The 19191-nt window shown below is 63.4% G+C and carries 17 protein-coding genes; 6 read left to right on the forward strand and 11 right to left on the reverse strand.

All coding sequences use genetic code 11. The features are described 5' to 3' along the window. The gene (locus ABD742_RS09470) at positions 1-1677 is read left to right on the forward strand and encodes an amidohydrolase (protein WP_234749301.1); all 1677 of its coding nucleotides are present in this window, start codon (positions 1-3) and stop codon (positions 1675-1677) included. Between the two features lie 437 nt (positions 1678-2114). After that, on the forward strand, positions 2115-2858 hold the full coding sequence (locus tag ABD742_RS09475; protein ID WP_234749300.1) for a polyprenol monophosphomannose synthase: 744 nt from the start codon (positions 2115-2117) through the stop codon (positions 2856-2858). Positions 2859-2945: 87 nt separating this feature from the next. Here ABD742_RS09475 and ABD742_RS09480 read toward each other — a convergent pair whose 3' ends face one another. The 4 genes from ABD742_RS09480 to ABD742_RS09495 form a co-directional block, all read right to left on the reverse strand. After that, positions 2946-3293: an RNA polymerase-binding protein RbpA gene (locus tag ABD742_RS09480; protein ID WP_059389983.1), complete on the reverse strand. Its 348-nt coding sequence runs from the start codon at positions 3291-3293 to the stop codon at positions 2946-2948. A 243-nt stretch (positions 3294-3536) separates the two neighbouring features. Then, the gene (locus ABD742_RS09485) at positions 3537-4556 is read right to left on the reverse strand and encodes an SPFH domain-containing protein (RefSeq protein ID WP_234749298.1); all 1020 of its coding nucleotides are present in this window, start codon (positions 4554-4556) and stop codon (positions 3537-3539) included. Between the two features lie 60 nt (positions 4557-4616). Next, the gene (locus ABD742_RS09490; RefSeq protein ID WP_234749296.1) at positions 4617-5066 is read right to left on the reverse strand and encodes an NfeD family protein; all 450 of its coding nucleotides are present in this window, start codon (positions 5064-5066) and stop codon (positions 4617-4619) included. Positions 5067-5174: 108 nt separating this feature from the next. Next, positions 5175-6029 carry a methyltransferase domain-containing protein gene (locus ABD742_RS09495; protein WP_234749294.1) on the reverse strand — a complete coding sequence of 285 codons (855 nt, stop codon included), beginning with the start codon at positions 6027-6029 and terminating at the stop codon, positions 5175-5177. A gap of 68 nt (positions 6030-6097) precedes the next feature. Between ABD742_RS09495 and ABD742_RS09500 the strand changes: the two genes are divergently transcribed. Continuing rightward, entirely contained in the window at positions 6098-8125 is a 2028-nt protein-coding gene (locus ABD742_RS09500; RefSeq protein ID WP_344787747.1) for a S9 family peptidase, read from the forward strand. On the opposite strand, the gene ABD742_RS09505 is transcribed toward ABD742_RS09500, so the two are convergent. From ABD742_RS09505 to ABD742_RS09520, 4 genes are read right to left on the reverse strand one after another with little or no spacing between them, the layout of a single operon-like run. Next, on the reverse strand, positions 8115-8792 hold the full coding sequence (locus tag ABD742_RS09505; protein ID WP_234749290.1) for a peptide deformylase: 678 nt from the start codon (positions 8790-8792) through the stop codon (positions 8115-8117). The two genes, ABD742_RS09500 and ABD742_RS09505, sit on opposite strands and share 11 nt — an antisense overlap. A 15-nt stretch (positions 8793-8807) precedes the next feature. Then, the gene (locus tag ABD742_RS09510; protein ID WP_234749288.1) at positions 8808-9950 is read right to left on the reverse strand and encodes an FAD-dependent oxidoreductase; all 1143 of its coding nucleotides are present in this window, start codon (positions 9948-9950) and stop codon (positions 8808-8810) included. Next, a complete protein-coding gene (locus ABD742_RS09515; RefSeq protein WP_268818886.1) occupies positions 9943-10671 on the reverse strand; it encodes a class I SAM-dependent methyltransferase in 729 nt (242 codons plus the stop codon). Before ABD742_RS09515 ends, ABD742_RS09510 begins: the two co-directional genes overlap by 8 nt. Before the next feature lie 27 nt (positions 10672-10698). Then, positions 10699-11835, reverse strand: a complete 1137-nt coding sequence (locus tag ABD742_RS09520; protein WP_234749284.1) for a type III polyketide synthase — start codon at positions 11833-11835, stop codon at positions 10699-10701. Between the two features lie 244 nt (positions 11836-12079). On the opposite strand from ABD742_RS09520, the gene ABD742_RS09525 reads away from it, so the two are divergent. After that, a complete protein-coding gene (locus tag ABD742_RS09525) occupies positions 12080-12811 on the forward strand; it encodes a hypothetical protein (protein ID WP_234749282.1) in 732 nt (243 codons plus the stop codon). A 284-nt stretch (positions 12812-13095) separates the two neighbouring features. Beyond that, on the forward strand, positions 13096-13671 hold the full coding sequence (locus tag ABD742_RS09530; RefSeq protein WP_234749281.1) for a hypothetical protein: 576 nt from the start codon (positions 13096-13098) through the stop codon (positions 13669-13671). Between the two features lie 33 nt (positions 13672-13704). Here the strand turns inward: ABD742_RS09530 and ABD742_RS09535 are convergent, their stop codons facing one another. The 3 genes from ABD742_RS09535 to ABD742_RS09545 form a co-directional block, all read right to left on the reverse strand. Then, positions 13705-14364: a class F sortase gene (locus ABD742_RS09535; protein ID WP_234749280.1), complete on the reverse strand. Its 660-nt coding sequence runs from the start codon at positions 14362-14364 to the stop codon at positions 13705-13707. A 98-nt stretch (positions 14365-14462) separates the two neighbouring features. After that, positions 14463-16784 carry a hypothetical protein gene (locus tag ABD742_RS09540; protein WP_234749279.1) on the reverse strand — a complete coding sequence of 774 codons (2322 nt, stop codon included), beginning with the start codon at positions 16782-16784 and terminating at the stop codon, positions 14463-14465. 439 nt (positions 16785-17223) lie between these two features. Continuing rightward, on the reverse strand, positions 17224-18321 hold the full coding sequence (locus ABD742_RS09545; RefSeq protein ID WP_234749278.1) for an ATP-binding protein: 1098 nt from the start codon (positions 18319-18321) through the stop codon (positions 17224-17226). A 557-nt stretch (positions 18322-18878) separates the two neighbouring features. Here ABD742_RS09545 and ABD742_RS09550 point away from each other — a divergent pair. Continuing rightward, positions 18879-19166: a DUF6881 domain-containing protein gene (locus ABD742_RS09550; protein ID WP_234749277.1), complete on the forward strand. Its 288-nt coding sequence runs from the start codon at positions 18879-18881 to the stop codon at positions 19164-19166. The last annotated feature ends 25 nt before the right edge of the window (positions 19167-19191 follow it).

Genomic DNA, 19191 nt, shown 5'->3' on the forward strand with positions numbered 1-19191 from the left:
ATGACCCATTCAGGCGCGCCCTCCGATAACCGGCCCCGCAAGGTCACGATGTACCGGAACGGCTCCGTCTACACAGCCGCTGATCCCTTCGCGAGCGCAATGCTGGTTGACGGAGACACTGTTGCCTGGGTCGGTTCGGAGCAGGCAGCAACGTCGATTGCCGATTCTTCGATGGAAGTCATCGATCTCCGGGGAGCTTTGCTGGCGCCCGGTTTCGTAGACTCCCACATGCACCTCACGGAGACCGGAATTGCTTCCGATTCCCTCCAGCTCGCCGGGGTCCGCTCGGCACGGGAACTGCTCGACGCCGTCGCCCTCGCCGCCAGGGCTCTTGGCACCACCGGCGCCGTGCTTGGCCACGGTTGGGATGACTCGCTGTGGCACGAAAAGACGCTGCCCGCGCCGGAAGAGCTCGACCGCGCCGCGGGCGGGCTCAAGGTGTACCTGGCGCGCGTGGACGCGCACTCGGCCCTTGCTTCATCCTCCTTGGCATCCGCCGCGGGCCTGGACGGCCTTGATGGGTACGACGGTTCCGCGCACGTCCTGAGGGCTGCCCATACCGCTGCGCGACTGGTCGCCAGGCAGTTCCCTGACACCGAACGCCGCCGATACCAGGAACTGGCCCTTCGTGAGGCTGCGGCCAACGGCTATGTGGCCCTGGCCGAAATGGCGGCCCCGCACATTTGCAGTGTCGACGACCTTCGGATGTCTGCGTCGTGGAACTCAGCGTCGTGGAACGAGGGCAGCGCGGGTGTCCCCGGGATCCTTCCCTATTGGGGCGAACTCGCCACATCGGCCGAGCATGCCGCTGCCATCCTGGAGGGCTTGGGCGTACCCGTTCTTGGCCTGGCCGGTGACTTGAACATCGACGGTTCCATCGGTTCGCGAACGGCTGCCCTGAGCGAAGACTACGCAGACGCGCCGGGCCACCGCGGAAGCCTCTATGTCTCCGTCGACGACGCCGCCCGCCACATTGCAGCCTGTTCGGCGCTCGGTATCCAGGCAGGCTTCCACGTCATCGGCGACGCGGGACTGAAGACGGCGCTGGATGCCTTTGACCTTGCCGCGTCGGAAGTGGGGGAGCAGCGGGTCCGTGCCGCCGCGCACCGCCTCGAGCATGTGGAAATGGCGGATGCCGGCGATTTCGCCCGGCTTGCGAAGTATTCGATTACAGTGAGCGCACAGCCCGCCTTCGATGCCGCCTGGGGCGGGGCCGGAAAACTGTACGAGCAGCGCTTGGGGGCGCGAAGCATGGCCATGAACCCCTTCGCTTCGTACTACTCCACCGGCGTGCCGGTGTGCTTTGGAAGCGATAGCCCGGTCACCCCGTTGCGCCCATGGTCCAGTGTCAGGGCGTGCTTGGAACACAGCAATCCGGATCAACGCATTTCTGCAAGGGCAGCGTTCCTCGGACACACCCGGGCCGGTTGGCGGGCCGGCAAAGAGCGCAATCCGCTCATGGGGCAATTGGTTCCAGGGGCCCCTGCAAGTTTTGCAGTGTGGGAAGTTGAAGAGCTGATGGTGCAAGTGGCCGATGGCCGCGTCCAGTCCTGGTCCACCGATCCGCGCGCACGAACGCCCCTCCTCCCCGCGCTGGACAGCGGTAGCGATCCCGCTTGCCTACAGACCGTGCGCGAAGGCCAGGAGATCTTCGCGAGTGAAACTTTGCGGTCATAGTTGCAAATAGCTTGCTGGTCTTGAGGGCCCCTGACCTGCGTGGATGAATAAAGCCCCAGCTCAGGCGGCGCTTGACAGGATTTGTGAAGTCCGTAGCATTTAGGGTCAACAGGCTTCCACAGGGAATACCTGGTTGTCTGGCCGCGGTGGGGTCCGCTGCCAAAAACAGTCAACGGACCCGTTTTCCAAGACCGCGGCACTCGTAGTGGGCAGGTCCACTGTGCCGCAGAAAACGGTTCGGCCTCGAGTTCAACACGCGGGCCGGCACTGGACCTGGGCTAGTGGACCTGCCCGCGGCCAAGCACGAACCGTGTGGCGGACGCCACAGGTGGCCCCGGGTACGTCAAGTTGTCGTTCTATAATGGAGAGTTGCGCCTGAATGCCAGCCACGCTGCTGCTCCGGCCCACTGACCGCTCCATCAAGGAAAGGCCTCTTCTTGCGTGTCCTGACGATCATCCCAACGTACAACGAGCTGGAATCGCTACCCAAGACCCTCGGACGGCTGCGCGCAGCTGTGCCCGCCTCGGACGTCCTGGTTGTCGACGACAACAGCCCTGACGGCACGGGACAGCTAGCCGACGGCATCGCCGCCGAGGACAACCAGGTCCATGTCCTGCACCGCAAAGGCAAGGAAGGCCTCGGAGCCGCGTATATTGCCGGATTCAAATGGGGTATGGCGGCTGGCTACGACGTCCTCGTTGAGATGGACGCCGATGGTTCGCACCAACCCGAGCAACTGCCGTTGCTGCTGGATGCGATCAACGACGGCGCCGACCTCGCCATGGGCTCACGCTGGGTTCCTGGTGGCGGCACGGTGAACTGGCCGCTCTACCGTCAGGCGATTTCACGCACGGGCAGCACCTATGCCCGGCTCATGCTTGGCCTGAAGATCAAAGACATCACCGGCGGCTACCGCGCGTTCCGACGCAGCACCCTTGAGGCGCTCAAGCTGGACCAGGTCGAATCGGTTGGCTACGGCTTCCAGGTGGACCTGGCGTGGCGGGTCGCCAAGCTTGGCCTGAAGATCGTCGAACGCCCCATAACCTTCGTTGAGCGCGAGCTCGGGGCCTCCAAGATGAGCGGCAACATTGTCGTTGAGGCCATGATCAACGTCACCAAATGGGGGCTGGCCTCCCGTTGGGCCGCGTTGACGCGGAAGAAGACCCCGGTCGAAAAGTAGGCCAAACAGACAAAGGCCGGGTCCGCGCTCTGCGAAGAGTGCGGACCCGGCCTTCGTCGTGAAACTATTCCCTTAAGAACTGTGCCGCTATGCCGAGCGGCGTTCCCCGCGGCGTTCGCGCAGGATGTTCAAGCGGTCTTCCAGGATCTGCTCGAGCTCGGGAAGGCTGCGGCGTTCCAGCAGCATATCCCAGTGCGTGCGGACAGCCTTCTCGTTCGTGTCAACGGGGCGTTCGCCATCAACCAGGAGCGCTTCCTTGCCGGTCTTGGAAACCCAGACGGGAGGGATCTCGGCTTCGGAGGAGAAGGTAACGAAGACCTGCTCTCCGTCCGCGCAGCGGTATTCAACCCTCTGACGCGGCGCCGGCTCCACACCGGATTCGGTTTCCATGCTCTGGGCGCCAAGACGCATGCCCCGCAGGCTGCGATCGCTCATGATTACTCCCTCTGTCTGTTCGCGGAACCATGCTCCGCGCTAGCCGGACGCCACAATGGCGTCGTCCGGACTACTGTCTGCACACGTTGCATCACTAGATGAAACGCCTGACCAAGCGTTAATGTTCCGTTCGGATTGAACCGGCCGGACAAATACACCATTATACGCGGATCGAAGCGGTCAGGACAAAGCGAAGGGGACCGGCCAGAGAATTTGGCCGGTCCCCCTGCAAACTGTCCGCAGTTACGCCTGCGGTTCTTGTGTAGCTGGCGTCGAGGGGGCGTGTCCGGAACCTACGGCTGTGGTCCCCGCCGGTGCAGGGACCTCGGCCGGGGGCTTTGCGGAATCGCTGAACAGGTCAGCGACGCCTGATCCGCCGTTGGTGCCACCCAGCGCACCGCCGATGCCTTTGAGGGCCTCACCTACCTCGCTCGGGATGATCCACAGCTTGTTGGATGATCCCTCCGCGATCTTCGGCAGGATCTGAAGGTACTGGTAGGCCAGAAGCTTTTGGTCCGGGTTGCCCTTATGGATGGCGTCGAAGACCTTCTGAATGGCCTGGGCTTCGCCATCGGCGCGGAGGATGGCTGCCTTGGCGTCACCCTCTGCGGCCAGGATTGCAGCTTGCCGTTGCCCCTCGGCCGTCAGGATCTGCGATTGCTTGGTACCTTCGGCGGTCAGGATCGCAGCACGCCGGTCGCGCTCGGCGCGCATCTGCTTCTCCATTGAGTCCTGGATGGAGTGCGGCGGGTCGATTGCCTTGAGTTCCACGCGTGAAACGCGGATTCCCCAGCGTCCCGTGGCTTCGTCCAGGACCCCGCGGAGCTGGCCGTTGATCTGGTCGCGCGAGGTGAGCGCTTCTTCAAGATTCAAGCCGCCCACGACGTTGCGGAGCGTCGTGGTGGTCAGCTGTTCAACAGCCTGGATGTAGTTGGCGATCTCGTAGGTCGCGGCCCGGGGATCCGTGACCTGGAAGTAGACCACGGTGTCGATCGAGACAACCAGGTTGTCCTCGGTGATCACCGGCTGCGGCGGGAAGGAAACCACTTGTTCGCGAAGATCCAACAGCGGCAGCAGGCGGTCGACGAACGGGATCAGGATGGTGAGCCCGGGGTTGAGCGTGCGCTGGTACTTACCGAGGCGTTCTACGACGCCGGCGCGCGCTTGCGGGATGATCCTGATCGAGCGGACCAAAACGATAATCACGAATATGACGAGAACTAGCAGCACGATCGCGGCTGCAGTTCCTCCCAAGCTGTCCATACATCTCCTTCATTCCCCAGTTACGTATTTGATGCGGTTCTGCGTGCGGCAACGGGCCGATTACTCTTCGGCGGAGGCGACTACCGCCGTCGCGCCGTCAATCCTGGTGACCTGGACGGTCTGGCCGGCGTCGATGATTCCAGCGGCGCTGCGGGCGCTCCACACGTCGCCACCGATCTTGACCAGTCCCGCCGTCGCACTGACGGGCTCCATGACGAGCGCCGATTGGCCGATCAGGCGGTCCACGTTGGTACGCTGCTCGGCTGGCCCCTTGTGCAAATGCTTGAGTGCGATGGGACGGACGAACGCGATCATCAGCAGGGACACGATGCAAAGGACGACGATCTGCAACCAGAGATCGGCTCCGGCTAAGTCAGCGACGAGGGCAGCCAGCGCACCGGCCCCGAGCATGATGAAGAAGAAGCTGAGCGTGAGCATCTCCACCACGGCAAATGCGAGAAACACGGTGAGCCAGAGGGCCCACCAGTTGCTGCCAAGCCATTCAAACATCGTTCCCCTGTTTCCGGACCTGCGGCGGCAGCCGGCCTGATCCGGACTGCAGCGTCGGCAAGATCACAGTCGCTGTTTTTCCATCCTAGCCCGGCGCGAAGGTTCCCGTTAGGAGCCTTGCTCCGCCGCTATGAAAACGCTGAGGGTGAACTTCGCGGTGGCATGGACGGACGTTTCCGCGGCCGTCGACGCCAGGAGAGCGGAGCGCTCAAGGTGGTGGCCTGCCGGTCCCATGAAGGCGACATCGGCGATGTCCCGCCCGTCGAGCTTGAGATCCACGTCGAGTTGAATGGTGTCCGCAAGAGTGAAGAACTCCTGCATGGACTCGGCAAGGCGCTCGTCTTTGCCCGGCTCAATTCCCAACATTCCAGTTCGTTCGGCAATCTCCCCAAGGTGTCCGTTGCGCGGAGTCACCACGATCACCCGGCCGCCTGGACGCAGCACGCGGGCAAATTCCCGGGGATTCCGCGGCGCAAAGACCACGATGATGGCATCCGCGGCATGGTCGGCGAGCGGCAGGGGACGCCAGACGTCCCACACGAGATTGATTGCCCCGGGATTCAACCGTGCTGCCCGGCGGAGGGCGAACTTCGAGATATCGATGCCAATTGCTGCTGCAGGAGTGCGGTCCAGCACCGTGCGTAAGTAGTGGCCGGTGCCGGTCCCCGAATCCAGGACGAGCGATCCCGGCGCCGCCAGGACCGGTGCCGCCAGCTCAGCGATGGCTTCCGCGAGGGGTGCGTAATGGCCCGCGCCCAGGAAATCGTTGCGGGCTGCCACCATCTCGGCCGTGTCGGCTTCGAACACCGTGCCCTTGCCGGTGAGCAGGTTGAAGTAGCCCTGTTTGGCCGCGTCGAAATTGTGGCCGGCGACGCAACCCAGCGAAAACGGCGCCGCTCCGCGTAGCACGAAAGAACCCTGGCAGACCGGGCAGCGCAGGGCAGGGACGGCGTCGGAAAGCATATGGACAATCCTACGGCGGCCGGAGTGGCACGTATCGTCATGCCATGACGGCCGCTAGGCTCACCAGCGTGAAAGCCGAACAACTCCCGCTGCTGAATTCCGTCTCCGCCCCCGCCGCACATCCCGACGGCACCCGCGCCGTCGTGTCGGTCACGCGGCCCGATTTCGACGCCGATGCGTACGTCGGGCAGCTTTGGAGTGTTCCATTTGACCGTGCGATACCGCCCCGTCGGATCACCCGTGGCTTCCGGGACACCGCACCCGCGTTCTCGCCCGACGGCAGCGTGTTGGCATTCCTCCGGGCGACGCCGGAGGGCAAGCCGCAACTGCATGTGGTGGAGGCCGGCGGCGGGGAGCCGCAAGCGATCACGGAACAGAAATTGGGAGTCTCGGAGTTTTCCTGGGCGCCGGACTCGCGCAGGATTGTGTTTTCGTCCCGGGTTCCCGAAGAAGGCCGCTACGGAACGGTTGATGGCGTCGGGGCGGGCAGTGAAGACCCCCGATTGATCACCGACAACCAATACAGGCTCAATGGACTGGGCTACACCGCGGACAAGCCCGCCCAACTGTTCGTCATCGACGTCCCCGAGCTCGGAGCGGAACCTCCCCTGGTTCCTGTGGGGAGGGCCGCCAAAGCCCGCGGGGCTGATGCGGCGGGCCTGGTGCCGCCGGCCGTGCAGTTGACGTTCGGCGAAGCCGACCACACCTCGCCGTCCTTCAGCCGGAACGGTGCGAGCGTCTATTTTGTCGCCGCGCTCCACGAAGGGCACGACGCCGATATCGCCTCGGGTATCCATCGTGTCCCCGCTGCGGGCGGCGAGGCCACGGCACTGCGTCCGGACGCTGCGCCGCAGTCCGTCCAGGAAGTCTGCGAATCCGCGAACGGTGAATGGCTCTTCTTTACGGCTCAGGACCTTGGCGACGACGGCCTGGACTTCGTCGCGAGGAACACGGCCCTGTACGTCATGCCGGTCCGGGGCGGCACGGCAACGATGCTGAGCGACGTCGAAAACCAGGACATTGGCGGCAGCCTCGAAGCTTTTGGAGTGGACGGGGTGCTTGCGCTCAACGCGAGCCGTGGGAGCGTGCAGCTGATCCAATGGACGGCCGACGGCGGGACCGAGGTCCTTGTCAAGGAGCCCCGGGTAGTGATTGGCGCTTCCGCGGTGGGACACCTGGTGGCTGTCACTTACGGTGACGCTTCCAGTAATGGCGAGCTCGGCGTTCTGGAGAAGGGTGAACTCCGAGTCCTCACCGATTTCACCAAGGCGCTCCGGGACGAAGCAGCCATCCTTGAACCGCATGAGTTCACTGCCACCGGCACTGATGGCTACCCGGTCCATGGCTGGGCGGTCCTGCCGGAGGGGCCCGGCCCCCACCCCGTGCTGCTCACGATCCACGGCGGCCCTTTCGCCCAGTACACAGGGGCCTTCTTCGACGAAGCACAGGTGTACGCCGAGGCGGGATACGCCGTGCTGATGTGCAACCCGCGTGGTTCCGCCGGGTACGGCCAGGCGCACGGTGGAGCCATCAAGGAGAAGATGGGCACCGTGGACATGGCAGATGTGATCACCTTCCTGGAGGGGGCCCTGGAAGCCTTCCCGGCCATGGATAGGGAATCGATCGGCATCATGGGCGGATCCTACGGCGGGTATCTGACTGCCTGGGTTATCGGCCACGAACACCGCTTCAAGGCAGCCATTGTGGAGCGCGGATTCCTTGACCCGGTGAGCTTTGCGGGTTCCTCGGATATCGGATGGTTCTTCGGCGGCCAATACACGGGTGGCTCGCTGGAGCAGATGGCGGCCCAAAGCCCCATGGCCGTGGTGACTGCCGTGCGGACGCCTACCCTGGTGATCCACAGCGAAAACGATCTCCGATGCCCGGTAGAACAGGGCCAGCGCTACTTTGCCGCGCTCAAGGCGCAGGGCGTGGAGGCGGCGTTGCTCCTCTTCCCGGGTGAGGACCACGAACTATCGCGGTCGGGCACCCCACACCACAGGCGACAGCGATTCGAGCAGATCCTCGAGTGGTGGGCAAGGCACCTGCCTTCCGCAGCAAACTCCCCGCACGAGACCGGTTCAACTACGGGTTGAGGAAACCCAGCCCGCGGCGTGCCTCGTCGATTCCGGGGTACGCCCAATGGGCGGAGTACTCTCCATCGTTTGCCAGTGACCGCAGCTCGGCGCGGTCCAAATAAAGTCCGCCGTGCAGGTGGTCGGTCTCGTGCTGGACTATCCGGGCCTGCCATCCGGAGAATCCGCCCGAGGCCGCACTGCCGTCAGGACGCTGGTAGTGCAGGCGAACGTCGCGGTGCCGTGTGACCACGGCCTGGAATCCGCGCATCGACAGGCAGCCTTCGTAGAACGACGCCGTGGAAGTTCCCTCGGGCTCGTAGCCGGGATTCAGTATTGCGAAGAAACCCAGCGGCGTCCTTTGGCGGATCTCCGAGGCAACTGGATCAACATCGAAACGGTCCTCGAGCACAGCCAACTGCAAGGGGATGCCGAGCTGCGGTGCTGCCAGGCCCACACCGGGAGCGGCATGCATGACATCCCGCATCCGCTCGATCAGCTGCGCCAATTCGGTGTCCTCGAGCTGGCCGTCGTAGGGCGCGGCCCGCTGGCGTAGCACGGGATGGCCGACCTGGACGATGGGCGGGAGGCCGTCGAGACCGAGTAAGTCCTGAACTGCGCTGCGGATTTCCGAGGCAGTAAACGTCGTGTCCGGGCCGGCAGGCAGGGGGCGGGTCTCAAAGTCCATGGATTGAGCTTAGTGTCAGTGCATCGTGAATCTCCGGGCAACAAGCTCCGAGAACATCGGCAAGGTGATGGCCCGGCCGATCACGGCATTCCGTGCGCTGAGGACCTTCGGCGGCAGGGGTCGGCCCAGCGCCATGTTCAGGCTGGCCTGCCAGATGGCTCTCTTCGCCGCACGCTGCCGGTCCCGTTCGAAGCCCGCGAGTTCCTTGCCGGCAGGGCCTCCCGCCGATGTTCGCAATGCTTCGCTGACGATCGGCGCCAAGGCAACGGCGTCCAACCAGCCCAGGTTCATCCCTTGACCACCGATCGGGCTGATCTCGTGCGCGGCGTCTCCAAGCAAGGCAACTCGTCCGTGGACCATCTGGGAGACCAGCCGTGAGGTGACGCCGAAAGCGCTGATCATCGTATTGCTTGCGGAGTCCACCGCACTGCCGGTCCGCTTCTTGATGAGGGCGGCGAGCGCATGGGGAGTGGGTTCCTGACATGGGGCGCCAAGCCGGACCACCCACCGGCGGATGCCGCCTGGCAAGGGAAAGGACTCCACGATTCCTCCCGGCTCAAGGAAAAGGACAGCTTTGTTGCCGTACATCGATTCATCCCGGAAATCGCCCATCACGTAGTAGTCGGGATACGTGCGCAAGCGTGGCTCCAGTCCCAGTCCTTCGCGCACTGCCGAATGGACACCGTCGGCTGCCACCACGAAGCGGCCCAGAAACTCCACTGGAGCCCCCTCTTGCTGTCCGCGCAAACGCAGGTGCCCGCCGTCGTCGACGACTTCCTCAACCTGCACCCCGCGGTGGAGTGCGTTCGGATCGAGGTCGATCACCCTGGACTCAAGGGCGTGGGTGGTGAGATATTGCGGAACGGAAAGGATGAAGGGGTACTCGGCCGAGGGGCGGGCGAAGTCCATGTCGGCAACTTTCCTGCCGCCGCTGTACGCGGCACCGTGGGTGATCCGGACCCCTGAAGAGACCAGGGGATAGGCGGCACCTACTGCGTCCAAAGCTGCCAGGGCGGGAGGGTGGATTCCAATGGCGCGGGTCTGGCGGCCCGACGTCGCGCGCCTTTCCAGAACTGCAACGCGGTGCCCGTTCTGCAGCAGCAGGGCTGCCATGAACAGCCCGACGGGCCCGGCTCCAACCACCACGACGTCAAACATCGCGGACCTCGCCGGGCCGGTAGACCAGCAGGTTGTGCCACAAGCCGCTCGGTTCAACCGTCCAGGCCGGAGGAGTCGCGGCACGGAGTTCTGCTGCTGTGTAGCTCCGCCTGATGGACGTGAGGCCGTCACCGTGGATATAGGATCCAATGCCGAGGGGCCAGGACCCGGCCCAGAAAAGTGCGTATGCGATGCGGCTGCGCGTGAGGTCGTTGTGCAGGGCGATCCGGCGGCACAAGCGTTCGGAATCGTGAAGGAACGAGGCGAGTTCCGGGGTGGTCAGGTGGTGCAGGACATGGTTGGAAATAACGACGTCGAACTTGCGCCCTTCCGACACGAGCTCTGAGCTGAGGGCTTGTCGGTAGCCGACGCCCTCCACGGGCGGGGCAGAGTTCGCGAAGTGGAAGGCGCGCTCGTCCGGGTCGATTCCCGTGACTTCCAGACGGTAACCGTCTTCCGCGGCCCGGCGCGCGAGGCTGCGGGCGACGTCTCCACCGCCGCAGCCGATGTCGAGGACCGTGGTGGGGGCCGCCGTCGTGAGCAATGGCTTGATCCGTGAGTTGTAGGTGTCCCGCCAGCCGGACACCACAGCGTTGACGATCGGAAACCGCGCGTAACTCCTGTTGAGCCGGTCAAGTTCGCAATCGGGGCGGTCCATGTCTTCCGCCGCGGCTTCATCACGTGCGTTGAGAAAGCCGCCTGGGCGGGGAAGGGCAGGCATCACAGACTCGGCATCACAGACTCGGCATCACAGAGCCGGGGAGACCCTGGTGAACAGCCCCGTCTCCACGGTGAGGCCGGGCCCGAAGGCCATGGAACAGATGCGTTCCTCCCGCTCTGCCGGAGTTTGTCCCAGAATGTGCTTCAAGACGAAGAGCACGGTGGCACTGCTCATGTTGCCGTAGTCGCGAAGGACTTCGCGGGCGGGAATCATCTGTTCTTCGGTGAGTTCAAGTTTCGATTCGACTTTGTCGAGGATGCTGCGGCCGCCGGGATGGATGGCCCAATGCGTAATGTCCCGGTAGGAGAGCCCAGTCAAGGAGGGGTCCCGGGCAAGCAGCGGCTCGAGCGCGCCGGTGATGTGTTCCTCGATGATGTGCGGCACGTACGTGCCGAGAACCATCTCGAAGCCTTCGTCGCCGATATTCCAGGCCATCGCTTCTTCGCCGACGGGCGTCAGGACAGTCTCGAAGTGATCAAGCCTGATCACCGGGTCCGGACCCTCGGGTTCACGGGAAGTCACGACGGCGGCCGCCGCACCGTCCGCAAAGATCGCCGATCCCATGATGGTGTCCGGATCATTTGAGGTGCGGACGTGGAGCGAGCAAAGCTCCACGCAGATAACCAGGACGACGGCAGAGGGATCGGCCTGGCAAAACTGCCGGGCTGCACGAAGGGCGGGGAACGCCGCGTAGCAACCCATGAAGCCAAGGTGATAGCGCTGCACGGCGGGGCTGAGTCCGAGGGCCCGGACTACTTTGTAGTCGGGTCCGGGATTGAAAAATCCGGTACATGAAACAGTGATGACATGAGTTATGTCAAGTAAATCGATATCGGGACATTTCCCGACGGCGGCTTTGGCGGCCTCAATGAACAATTTGGTCGCTTCGACGGCAAAGATTTCGTTGCGGACCTTGGTGCTGGGGCTAAGTACGCGGCCCGTGGCAGGGTCAAAGAACGACGGATTCTCGGAGTGATTATCAAGGGACAATTCGGCGACGGCGGTGAAGCGGGTATCGATGGCTGCTGAATCAAAGCAGGTTCGCACCAGCCGGGATCCAAGCCGTGTCAGGCCGGGTTGGGATGCAAAAACGTCGCGCGCCTGTGGTTGCACAAGCACTGTGGGCGGTACGGCAGTTTCGAGAGACCTCACGTAGACCGGCATGCTTCATTGTTGGCGACGAAGATGCTGTTGACAATGGCAGAGCGTGGAAATGTGGACGTTTTGAAGGGTCTCGGCCGATTTCCGGGGCGCCGCGGACACAACCGCATTCATCGCTTCCAAAGCTTCTGCGACACAAATTGAAGCGACGAGCCACTAGTTCTAATAGCAGCCCATTTGACCGTTTCACCGAGCGGCTGGACGGCAAACAGGGTGGTCCTTAGTACTTTTGGGGAGGTGCGCAGGTATGCAGCGGGAGCTGGATGTCGGGGGTGCGCGTGTCAAGGTGAACCGGTTGCGCCTGCGTTTGGCTGAGCTTGAGCGCCAAGTGGGTGTGGTTGACCGTTTGCTCGACCAGGTCGTGAAGCTTGCTTTGGAGCTGTACGAGGCAAGGGCGTGGAAGGCCTTTGGCCTGAGTACGTGGGCTGAGTTGGTGGATGCTGAGCGGCTGGTCCTTCCGAGCCTGAGAGGCAATGCCCGGGTGAGTGTCGCCATGGAGTTGGCGGCCGGAAATTTGTCGCTGCGGGCCATCGCCCCGGTCCTGGGCGTATCCCACGAGACGGTGAAGACCCTGCTCGCAAAGGGCGTTGCAGAGGGTGGAACGCTGCCGTCCGTCAGATTGTCACTTGACGGCAAAATGCGCCGCAGTGCACCAGCGGTACCAGTGAATGGGATCGCAGGCGAACTGGTTCATTCTGATTCCAACTCTGATTCCAACGAGGGAATCTTCGATGTGGAGGGGTTCCTCGCAGATGTCGGCGCCTTTGGTGTGGATCACGGCCCTTCCGACGCGGCCGTGCTGGCGGAACTCCAGCTGCGGGAGCTGATGGATTCCATCCGGAATTTGGGAGCATCTCAGCTTGTGGTCCAGCGACTGCCCGAGGCGCATCCTGCACGACGGCGCCGGGTGGCCGCCCAGTTCCACGCCGCCGCGGAACTGATGAGCGATGTTGCGAGGCAGTGGGGTGTCGCCGCGTGAGTCCCGGAACCCATGGGCAATTTTCGACTTCAGCCGAACGCGACGCCTTTCTGCGGGACCTGGTCGCAGGATGGCAGCGAGAAGGCCAAAACGGTCCGTCGACCCGGGAGTTGTTCGGCTCATTTCTTCCGACGCTGCTGTCTCGTTTTCAGCACGAGTTCCCCTCTATTGACCCCGAAGATCCGCTGTTCTACGCCACAGAGGTGCTTTGCGACAGCGGGATCCCCGCGGACGTCCCGGCCTGTGCATGGCTGCTTGCGGTTGTCCGCAACGGGCTCCGAACCTTGACTATCACCCAACGCCACTGGCTCTCAGAGCGTGACGTGCGGGACGGCGTTTGGGCGGATGTGAAGAAGAACCACGGCCTGGGGGAGGGGGCGCCGCTGGTATCGGTGTACGGCCATGAATGCGAGTGGCCTCAGATTCCGCTGGCCATGTCGCCACTACCCGCCGGTTCATCGCCTCTCTGGGAGGAACTGAAGGCGTTGTTGATCAGGGCTGGCTGGGATCGCGACGTCGCAGAGCAGGGTCTGCTGGTTATCGAACGTCAAGCAGCCCGGCACATGGAGGAGGCCGGATTCCCGTCAGAGCCGGGGGCCGCGCTGTCCCGGTTGGAAACGAACAGGGCGTTGAGCTGCGTGCCCAAGGGACACAAAAGGGCACTCGTGGACTTCGTATGCAGCGAACGCGGATATCTCTGGGGCCGCCTCCAGGGAATTTCCCCTGCGAACGCTCTTGCCCTGCCCGGGGTCCAAGCGGCGTTGGCATCGCTGGTCTGGAACAAGACGAGACCCAAGAAGACCCGAACGGGAACCTACTCGTCACTCACAATGCATTCCCGGGAGGACATCCCTGCATGACAGAGCGAACACGCTCTGGACCGGAGTGGTGAGTCATGGCCAGGGGATTGCGGTGGCCACGGTGTTGTTGGCGAATTGGGCTTGCCCGGCAATGGGCACGAAGGGGCTGGCAAGATCACAGGTGACGACCCGCAGTAAGGGTGGGCCTTCGATGGCAAAGGTATCTGCGGGCAGGGATGTTTTGGCCAGCGATTCCAGGCCGATGATCTTGTACCGGCAGGTAACGCCGGCCCAGTCGGAAACGTAGAGCGGCATGCCCTTCGTCACGCGGACGAGGGAAGCTATCGGCGCCGGCGACCCATTCGGGAAGTTCACGTGCCCGGCCAGCAGGGTCGATCCCTTCGCTGAACAGACAGCCGCGGACCCTGTGTAGGTGGCGGCTTTGGGGGCTTCCGGGATCACCAGGTAACCGGCATCGTCATGCCCTTCGTCCACCAGGCCTACTTTGAGGTCCACGCCGGGGATGGAGAGCGTGTCAGGCGGAAGGCGCGGGATCTCGGCCGGGCCGGTGTAGGTGTCCGGTCCCGCCGCCGTAAACGGCGCCAGGACGGGTGCCTGCGGAGCCGGTGGGGGAGCGGGCTGTGCCGTGAAGGCCAAGACGCCTGCGGTGGCTCCGGCCAGGCCACAAATGATTACGACAGTCACTGCAACGCGGTACCGCCGGGAGCCGGGATAGTTGCGGATTCCGACCATCGGACTTTCCTTAGTGTGGGGCGGGGCACCCGGCCGATCTGCCGGGATGGCTGCATCCAGGTGCCCCGCGTCTATTTGGTGGGGCCGGCTAGGGGGTTCTAGTCGGCGTGTTCGTCCGCATGGACGCTGGCTGCTTCAGCACCACGGCTGGCGAAACGTTTGCGGTAGAACAGCCCCGCCCCGGCGAGGAATGCCAATGCGAAGGTGCTGGCGCCTGTAATCAGCAGCGGCATGTTCGGCCCGGCTTCTTGTGCCGTGACGGTGGTGGGCGCGAATCCGGCGTTGACCACCAGGGCCGGCTTGTCTGGGGTAACGGTGACGGCTTCGGGGAAGGCGATGACGCTTTCGTTCTTTTCGCCGCAGTTGCCTTTGTGCAACTGCGCGGTGAATGGTTCCTTGCCCTGACCCTTGTCGATGGTCAGGTGGAGTTCCTCGACGTACCCGTAGGTGCCTTTGTGTGCGATGGTGTGGCTCGGGTAGGTGATTTCACCTGTTGTGGTGACGTCCTGATCCGTGGAGGTCCAGGACGGGTTGGCGCAGACGGCCTGGGCGGAACCATCGGTCGAGTCGTCGAACTTGTACTGGCTCACCTTCGTGGTGACTTTGACGCCGCTCCCTGACGGGATGGTGCCGGTGACAATGCCGATATCGTGAGCAACGAGAGGCACAACGCCGCTCTCGGAGGCTTTGGTGACGATGGAAGGCTTCTCGACCGGGACGGTTTCGCCGGGCAGCAGTTCCTTGCCGTCCCACGCCTTGGTGGACTCGGTACCGTCGATCTTCTCGGAGAAGTACAGGTTGGCCTTCAGACCTTTGGCCCACTTCTCGGCGACGATTTTCTCCCACGGAACCTCGACGGCCGGGGTCTTGAACTCGCCGTTGCCGGTGACCTTCGTGGTGACGGTACTGATGACCTCGGCATCAGCCGGCGCGGTCTCGGTGCCGCCGGCAATCGGGGCGGCGGAGGTCAGAACCAGATCCGTTATGACGGAGAGTTCCTTGCCGGGCTCGTTGCCGGTCACGGTGATGACGTCGTAGACCTTGCCGTTTTCAATGACCGATGCCTTGGTCACCACTTCGGGCTGGTACTTCTGGATCGTCTCCTCATGAGGATCGTTGAAGCCAGCGGTCCAGTCAGCACGGAAGTACTGCTGCAGCTCGGCGGGCTGGGCCACCTTGGAGAAGCGGGCCACCGGGTAATAGTAGCCAGCTTTGTCCGCCGTCTTGTCTGCGGTCACATTGACGTCACCGGGTCCCGTTGCGGTGCCCGTTCCGGAAGCAACCTTCACGACCGCTGCCGGGATCTGGGCGGTCGGGGCGAGTTTGACCGGGCTGTAGTACCAGTCGACGTCGAAACGGGCCGGAACGTTGCCATCGTTCACGAATGCCCAGTCATTGGCGTTTCCCGTGGACGTATTCACGTGCAGGACATCCAACAGGGGCTGGCCGCCCTCCACAAACCGGCCAGCTGTCGACGTTGCTTCGGGTTGGAAGTCGAAGACCACCTTGGCATCGGCTGACGTTCCCGCAACGGGTTGAGCGCCGCCGGCAACGAGGAGGTTCTGGAACCCCGGTACCGAATAGGTTGTAGCTGACACCCCGGGTGCGTCGATCGTCAGCGTCACGGACACTGTTCCGTTTCCGGTAGCCGCGAAGCCGAGCTGATCTCCGGTATGGAGGTTGACTGCCTGGGAGTTCGTTCCTGCCCACACGGCGGGGCCGTTCAGGATGGCGCGGGCCGGGAAGCCGCTCAGCTTGTTCCCGGCTGCGGAAACCAGTTCCGTCGAGGTGACCGTGCCGCTGCGACCATTCGCGTCCATCGAGAGTTTAGGATGCGTGGAGTAAGGACCGGAATTGGCCCGGGCGTCGGCGAGCATCGCCGCGGCCTGGGCGCGGACACCGGGCAGTTGCGGATCAGCTGAGTCCCGGAGATTAGGGTAGGGAGCCCCAATGCCATTCCACGGCATGTTGAATCTCGGATCCGCGAGCTCGTGCGCCAGGTACGCCAAAGCGGGATGGTTAGCAGGGTCACCCTGGTACTTCTGGATCGCGTAGTTAAGCTGCGGGTTACCCAGGGAACCCACCGCCCCGGATCCGGCCGGGCCGGCCGGAATCCCGACATCGAAGCAGAACGCCGTGGGACCTCCGGCGGCACCGTTCAGGTTGAGGGATCCCAGCCACATCGACCAATCTCCAAACGCCCGGGGCGGCGGAGCCTGGACGGTGATGCCCGATTGGTGCATGCCGGGCAGGTCAGTTGCGGCGTGCGCAGCAGGCGCGGCCAAGATGCCACCGGTTCCGACGGCGGACAGGGCCAACGCGCCGGCGGCTGCCAGGGCACCGGTCTTGGCGAACGCCCGCCAGCCCGTTGTCTGTCCCCGCGGGATGGCGGCGTCTCGTTCGAATCTTCTTTGACTCACTGATGTTCCCCTCTCTTCAACCGCGCCCATACGCGCGACGACCACGCTTCGGGTGGTCCTGTACGTAGAGAGCCGGACAAATCGCAATCCGAAAGAAGGGCTTTGGTTTTCAACTGTCAGGACGTGAAAGGAGACATCTTCAGAGCCTTCAACTGTCAGAAAATTGACAGTTGAATCACTCGCTTTGCCCGGACTTCTTTCATATTGCCAAGGACATCGGGCTGGCGTTTCCGGTAGTCGGCATGGCGGTCAGGGTTCTTGACCCGGCGGGGCAGGCTGATGGACTTCTTCTGCATTGAGGGCACTTTGAAGCCCGAGACCCGCAAGAATCCCAGCGTCGCGGTCGATTCTTGCGCTTGTTGTCACCAGCCGTGTCTTGCACTGCGGCTCCGTTCTGGCCGCAGTGCCGAGTCGTTGTCCGGGCAGCGTTGCGGCGTCGTCAGGTTCTTGCTTGCGCACGGAGGTGTTGGCGTAGGCCGGGGATGGCGAAGTCGACCTTCCCGTGGCCGCTTGCTTCGATAAGTCCCGCGGCCAAGAGCCTCGCTCGGTAGTTTGCGACAAGGTTGGTCCTCGCTCCAAGGCGGTGCCCAATGTCTGCCGCAGTGGAGGGTTCATTGTCTTCGGCCATGGCGAGCAGGAAGTCCATGTCCTTCGGGGAGGCCGTGGCCAAGGCTGCCTCAATCACGGTCCGGGCATGGCGGCGCTGTGCCGCGTCAATCGCATGCCCGACTTCGATTTCGGTGAGTGTTCCGCCATTGTTCTCGGCTTCACGCCATAGGAAGTAGCCGACGAGTTGGATCAGGAAGGGGTAGCCTCCCGTGGCCTCGGCCGCCCGGTGGACCAGGTCGGGGGACAGACCGATCCCCGCTCTGGCGAACGTCGCGGCGTAGGAATCCTCAACTTCCCTGACGGCTGCGGCGTGGAGGTCGATTTTGTCCGCCCGGCGGAGGAAGGTCGCCACGCCTTCGTTGAGGAGGTCAGACACCGCGGCCGGCAGACCGGCGAAGACCAGACCGATGGGGAGCCGGTCCTGGATGAAATGCTGCACGCTGGCGGCCAGCTGCGCCAGTTCATTGCGGTCCGCCGCATGGATCTCATCAACGGTGATGACCAGGCCCGACTTGCGCTCATCCAGAAGTCGCAAAAGACCTTCTCCGAGGGTCCGCCAGGCGACCTGCCGTTCGGGCGGAAGTTGGGTGGTGATGCTGAATCCAGCAGCGGCAATAGCGGTGATGCGGCGGGTCCGCGGGCCTGTGCCAAGTTCCTCAGCAAGTTGCCGCATGGATTCCCCGATCCGTCCCATAAAGCCTTCGGTCGCTGTCTCGGAAATGACTGCCCAGCCCTGTCCGCGGGCCAGATCATGGGCTGCGCCGATCATGACGGTCTTGCCGATGCCGCGTGCTCCCGTGAAAATAGTCAACAGGCCCGGGGCCCCGGAACCTAGGCGCAGTCCGTACTCAAATTCGTCCAGCACGCCACTGCGCCCGAGTATTTCCGGGGGAGTAGCGCCGGCAGAAGGGCGGAAAGGGTTGTCCATCGGCGCTCCTGTGAGTCGTTGTGTATCTTGTGAGTTTGGCCCGATGCAAGCCTACCGCGGCGGTGTGAGTACCTGTGAGTTTTGTGAGTTTCATGGGCCCGCGGCACGAAGCACGCACATAATGGTTATTGTCCACGACCGACGTAAAGGGTTGTCGTCGGCTCCCCGAGCCGGACTGAACTGCGATGTATTGCGCGTAGGCAGTGGCTGAGTCTACGACGTGGCGTTCGATGGTCGTGGGGGAGTAACCAAGGGATTCGGCCGATGAGGGCCACGGGTGTGAGTTTGGTGCGTTCGTAGAGTGTTCCGAGCCGTGCGGCCCGGTGCTGAACAACTTGCTAAGACGGGTTGTGAGAGGTGTCCGGGATGGAAGTGTCATCGGGTCAAGCTCCGCGGAATACCCGGGCGGTGTTGGGACGCGATGCTGTCAGGTAGTGGCCTGGGTTCGCGGCCAGTTCGCGCTACGGCTGGGCCAGTGGTTCCGGCAGGGCGGTCTGGATTGTCCCGAACTGGATGGTGGCCAGCTCCTCCGTGATGGTCAGGGATCTATGGTTCCTATGAAACGGTACCAACGATTGGAATGGCACCACGGCTACGACGAAGATCCGACAGTCATCTATAGCGAGATAGATGCCAAGGGGTTCGAGACATGCAAAGTCGAACAGTTCAGGGGCGGCACCTCCACCTTCGCAGACGAATCAACGGCCACTGGAAGCACGTGGCTCGCGGAAGTTGCCCTTCCTTCCTTGGAGGAAATCGCCGGGCAGACTGAGTTCAAAGCAGAGGCGATCGATGCATCAACGTTCGAAGACGTCTGGCGATCCGCTCACGAGGAGCGAAGCTAGACGTCAGAACAGCCTGGGTTCTCAC

Source organism: Arthrobacter ramosus (assembly GCF_039535095.1).
GTDB classification, from domain to species: Bacteria; Actinomycetota; Actinomycetes; order Actinomycetales; family Micrococcaceae; genus Arthrobacter; species Arthrobacter ramosus.

Bases quoted from the DNA above. Each gene is read 5' to 3' on its own strand.
- ABD742_RS09470 (WP_234749301.1), top strand. From the start codon at position 1: ATGACCCATTCAGGCGCGCCCTCCGATAACCGGCCCCGCAAGGTCACG.
- ABD742_RS09485 (WP_234749298.1), bottom strand. From the start codon at position 4,556: ATGGACAGCTTGGGAGGAACTGCAGCCGCGATCGTGCTGCTAGTTCTC.
- ABD742_RS09545 (WP_234749278.1), bottom strand. From the start codon at position 18,321: ATGGACAACCCTTTCCGCCCTTCTGCCGGCGCTACTCCCCCGGAAATA.
- ABD742_RS09510 (WP_234749288.1), bottom strand. From the start codon at position 9,950: ATGTTTGACGTCGTGGTGGTTGGAGCCGGGCCCGTCGGGCTGTTCATG.
- ABD742_RS09495 (WP_234749294.1), bottom strand. From the start codon at position 6,029: ATGCTTTCCGACGCCGTCCCTGCCCTGCGCTGCCCGGTCTGCCAGGGT.
- ABD742_RS09525 (WP_234749282.1), top strand. From the start codon at position 12,080: ATGCAGCGGGAGCTGGATGTCGGGGGTGCGCGTGTCAAGGTGAACCGG.
- ABD742_RS09550 (WP_234749277.1), top strand. From the start codon at position 18,879: ATGAAACGGTACCAACGATTGGAATGGCACCACGGCTACGACGAAGAT.
- ABD742_RS09480 (WP_059389983.1), bottom strand. From the start codon at position 3,293: ATGAGCGATCGCAGCCTGCGGGGCATGCGTCTTGGCGCCCAGAGCATG.
- ABD742_RS09520 (WP_234749284.1), bottom strand. From the start codon at position 11,835: ATGCCGGTCTACGTGAGGTCTCTCGAAACTGCCGTACCGCCCACAGTG.
- ABD742_RS09535 (WP_234749280.1), bottom strand. From the start codon at position 14,364: ATGGTCGGAATCCGCAACTATCCCGGCTCCCGGCGGTACCGCGTTGCA.
- ABD742_RS09490 (WP_234749296.1), bottom strand. From the start codon at position 5,066: ATGTTTGAATGGCTTGGCAGCAACTGGTGGGCCCTCTGGCTCACCGTG.
- ABD742_RS09515 (WP_268818886.1), bottom strand. From the start codon at position 10,671: ATGCCTGCCCTTCCCCGCCCAGGCGGCTTTCTCAACGCACGTGATGAA.
- ABD742_RS09505 (WP_234749290.1), bottom strand. From the start codon at position 8,792: ATGGACTTTGAGACCCGCCCCCTGCCTGCCGGCCCGGACACGACGTTT.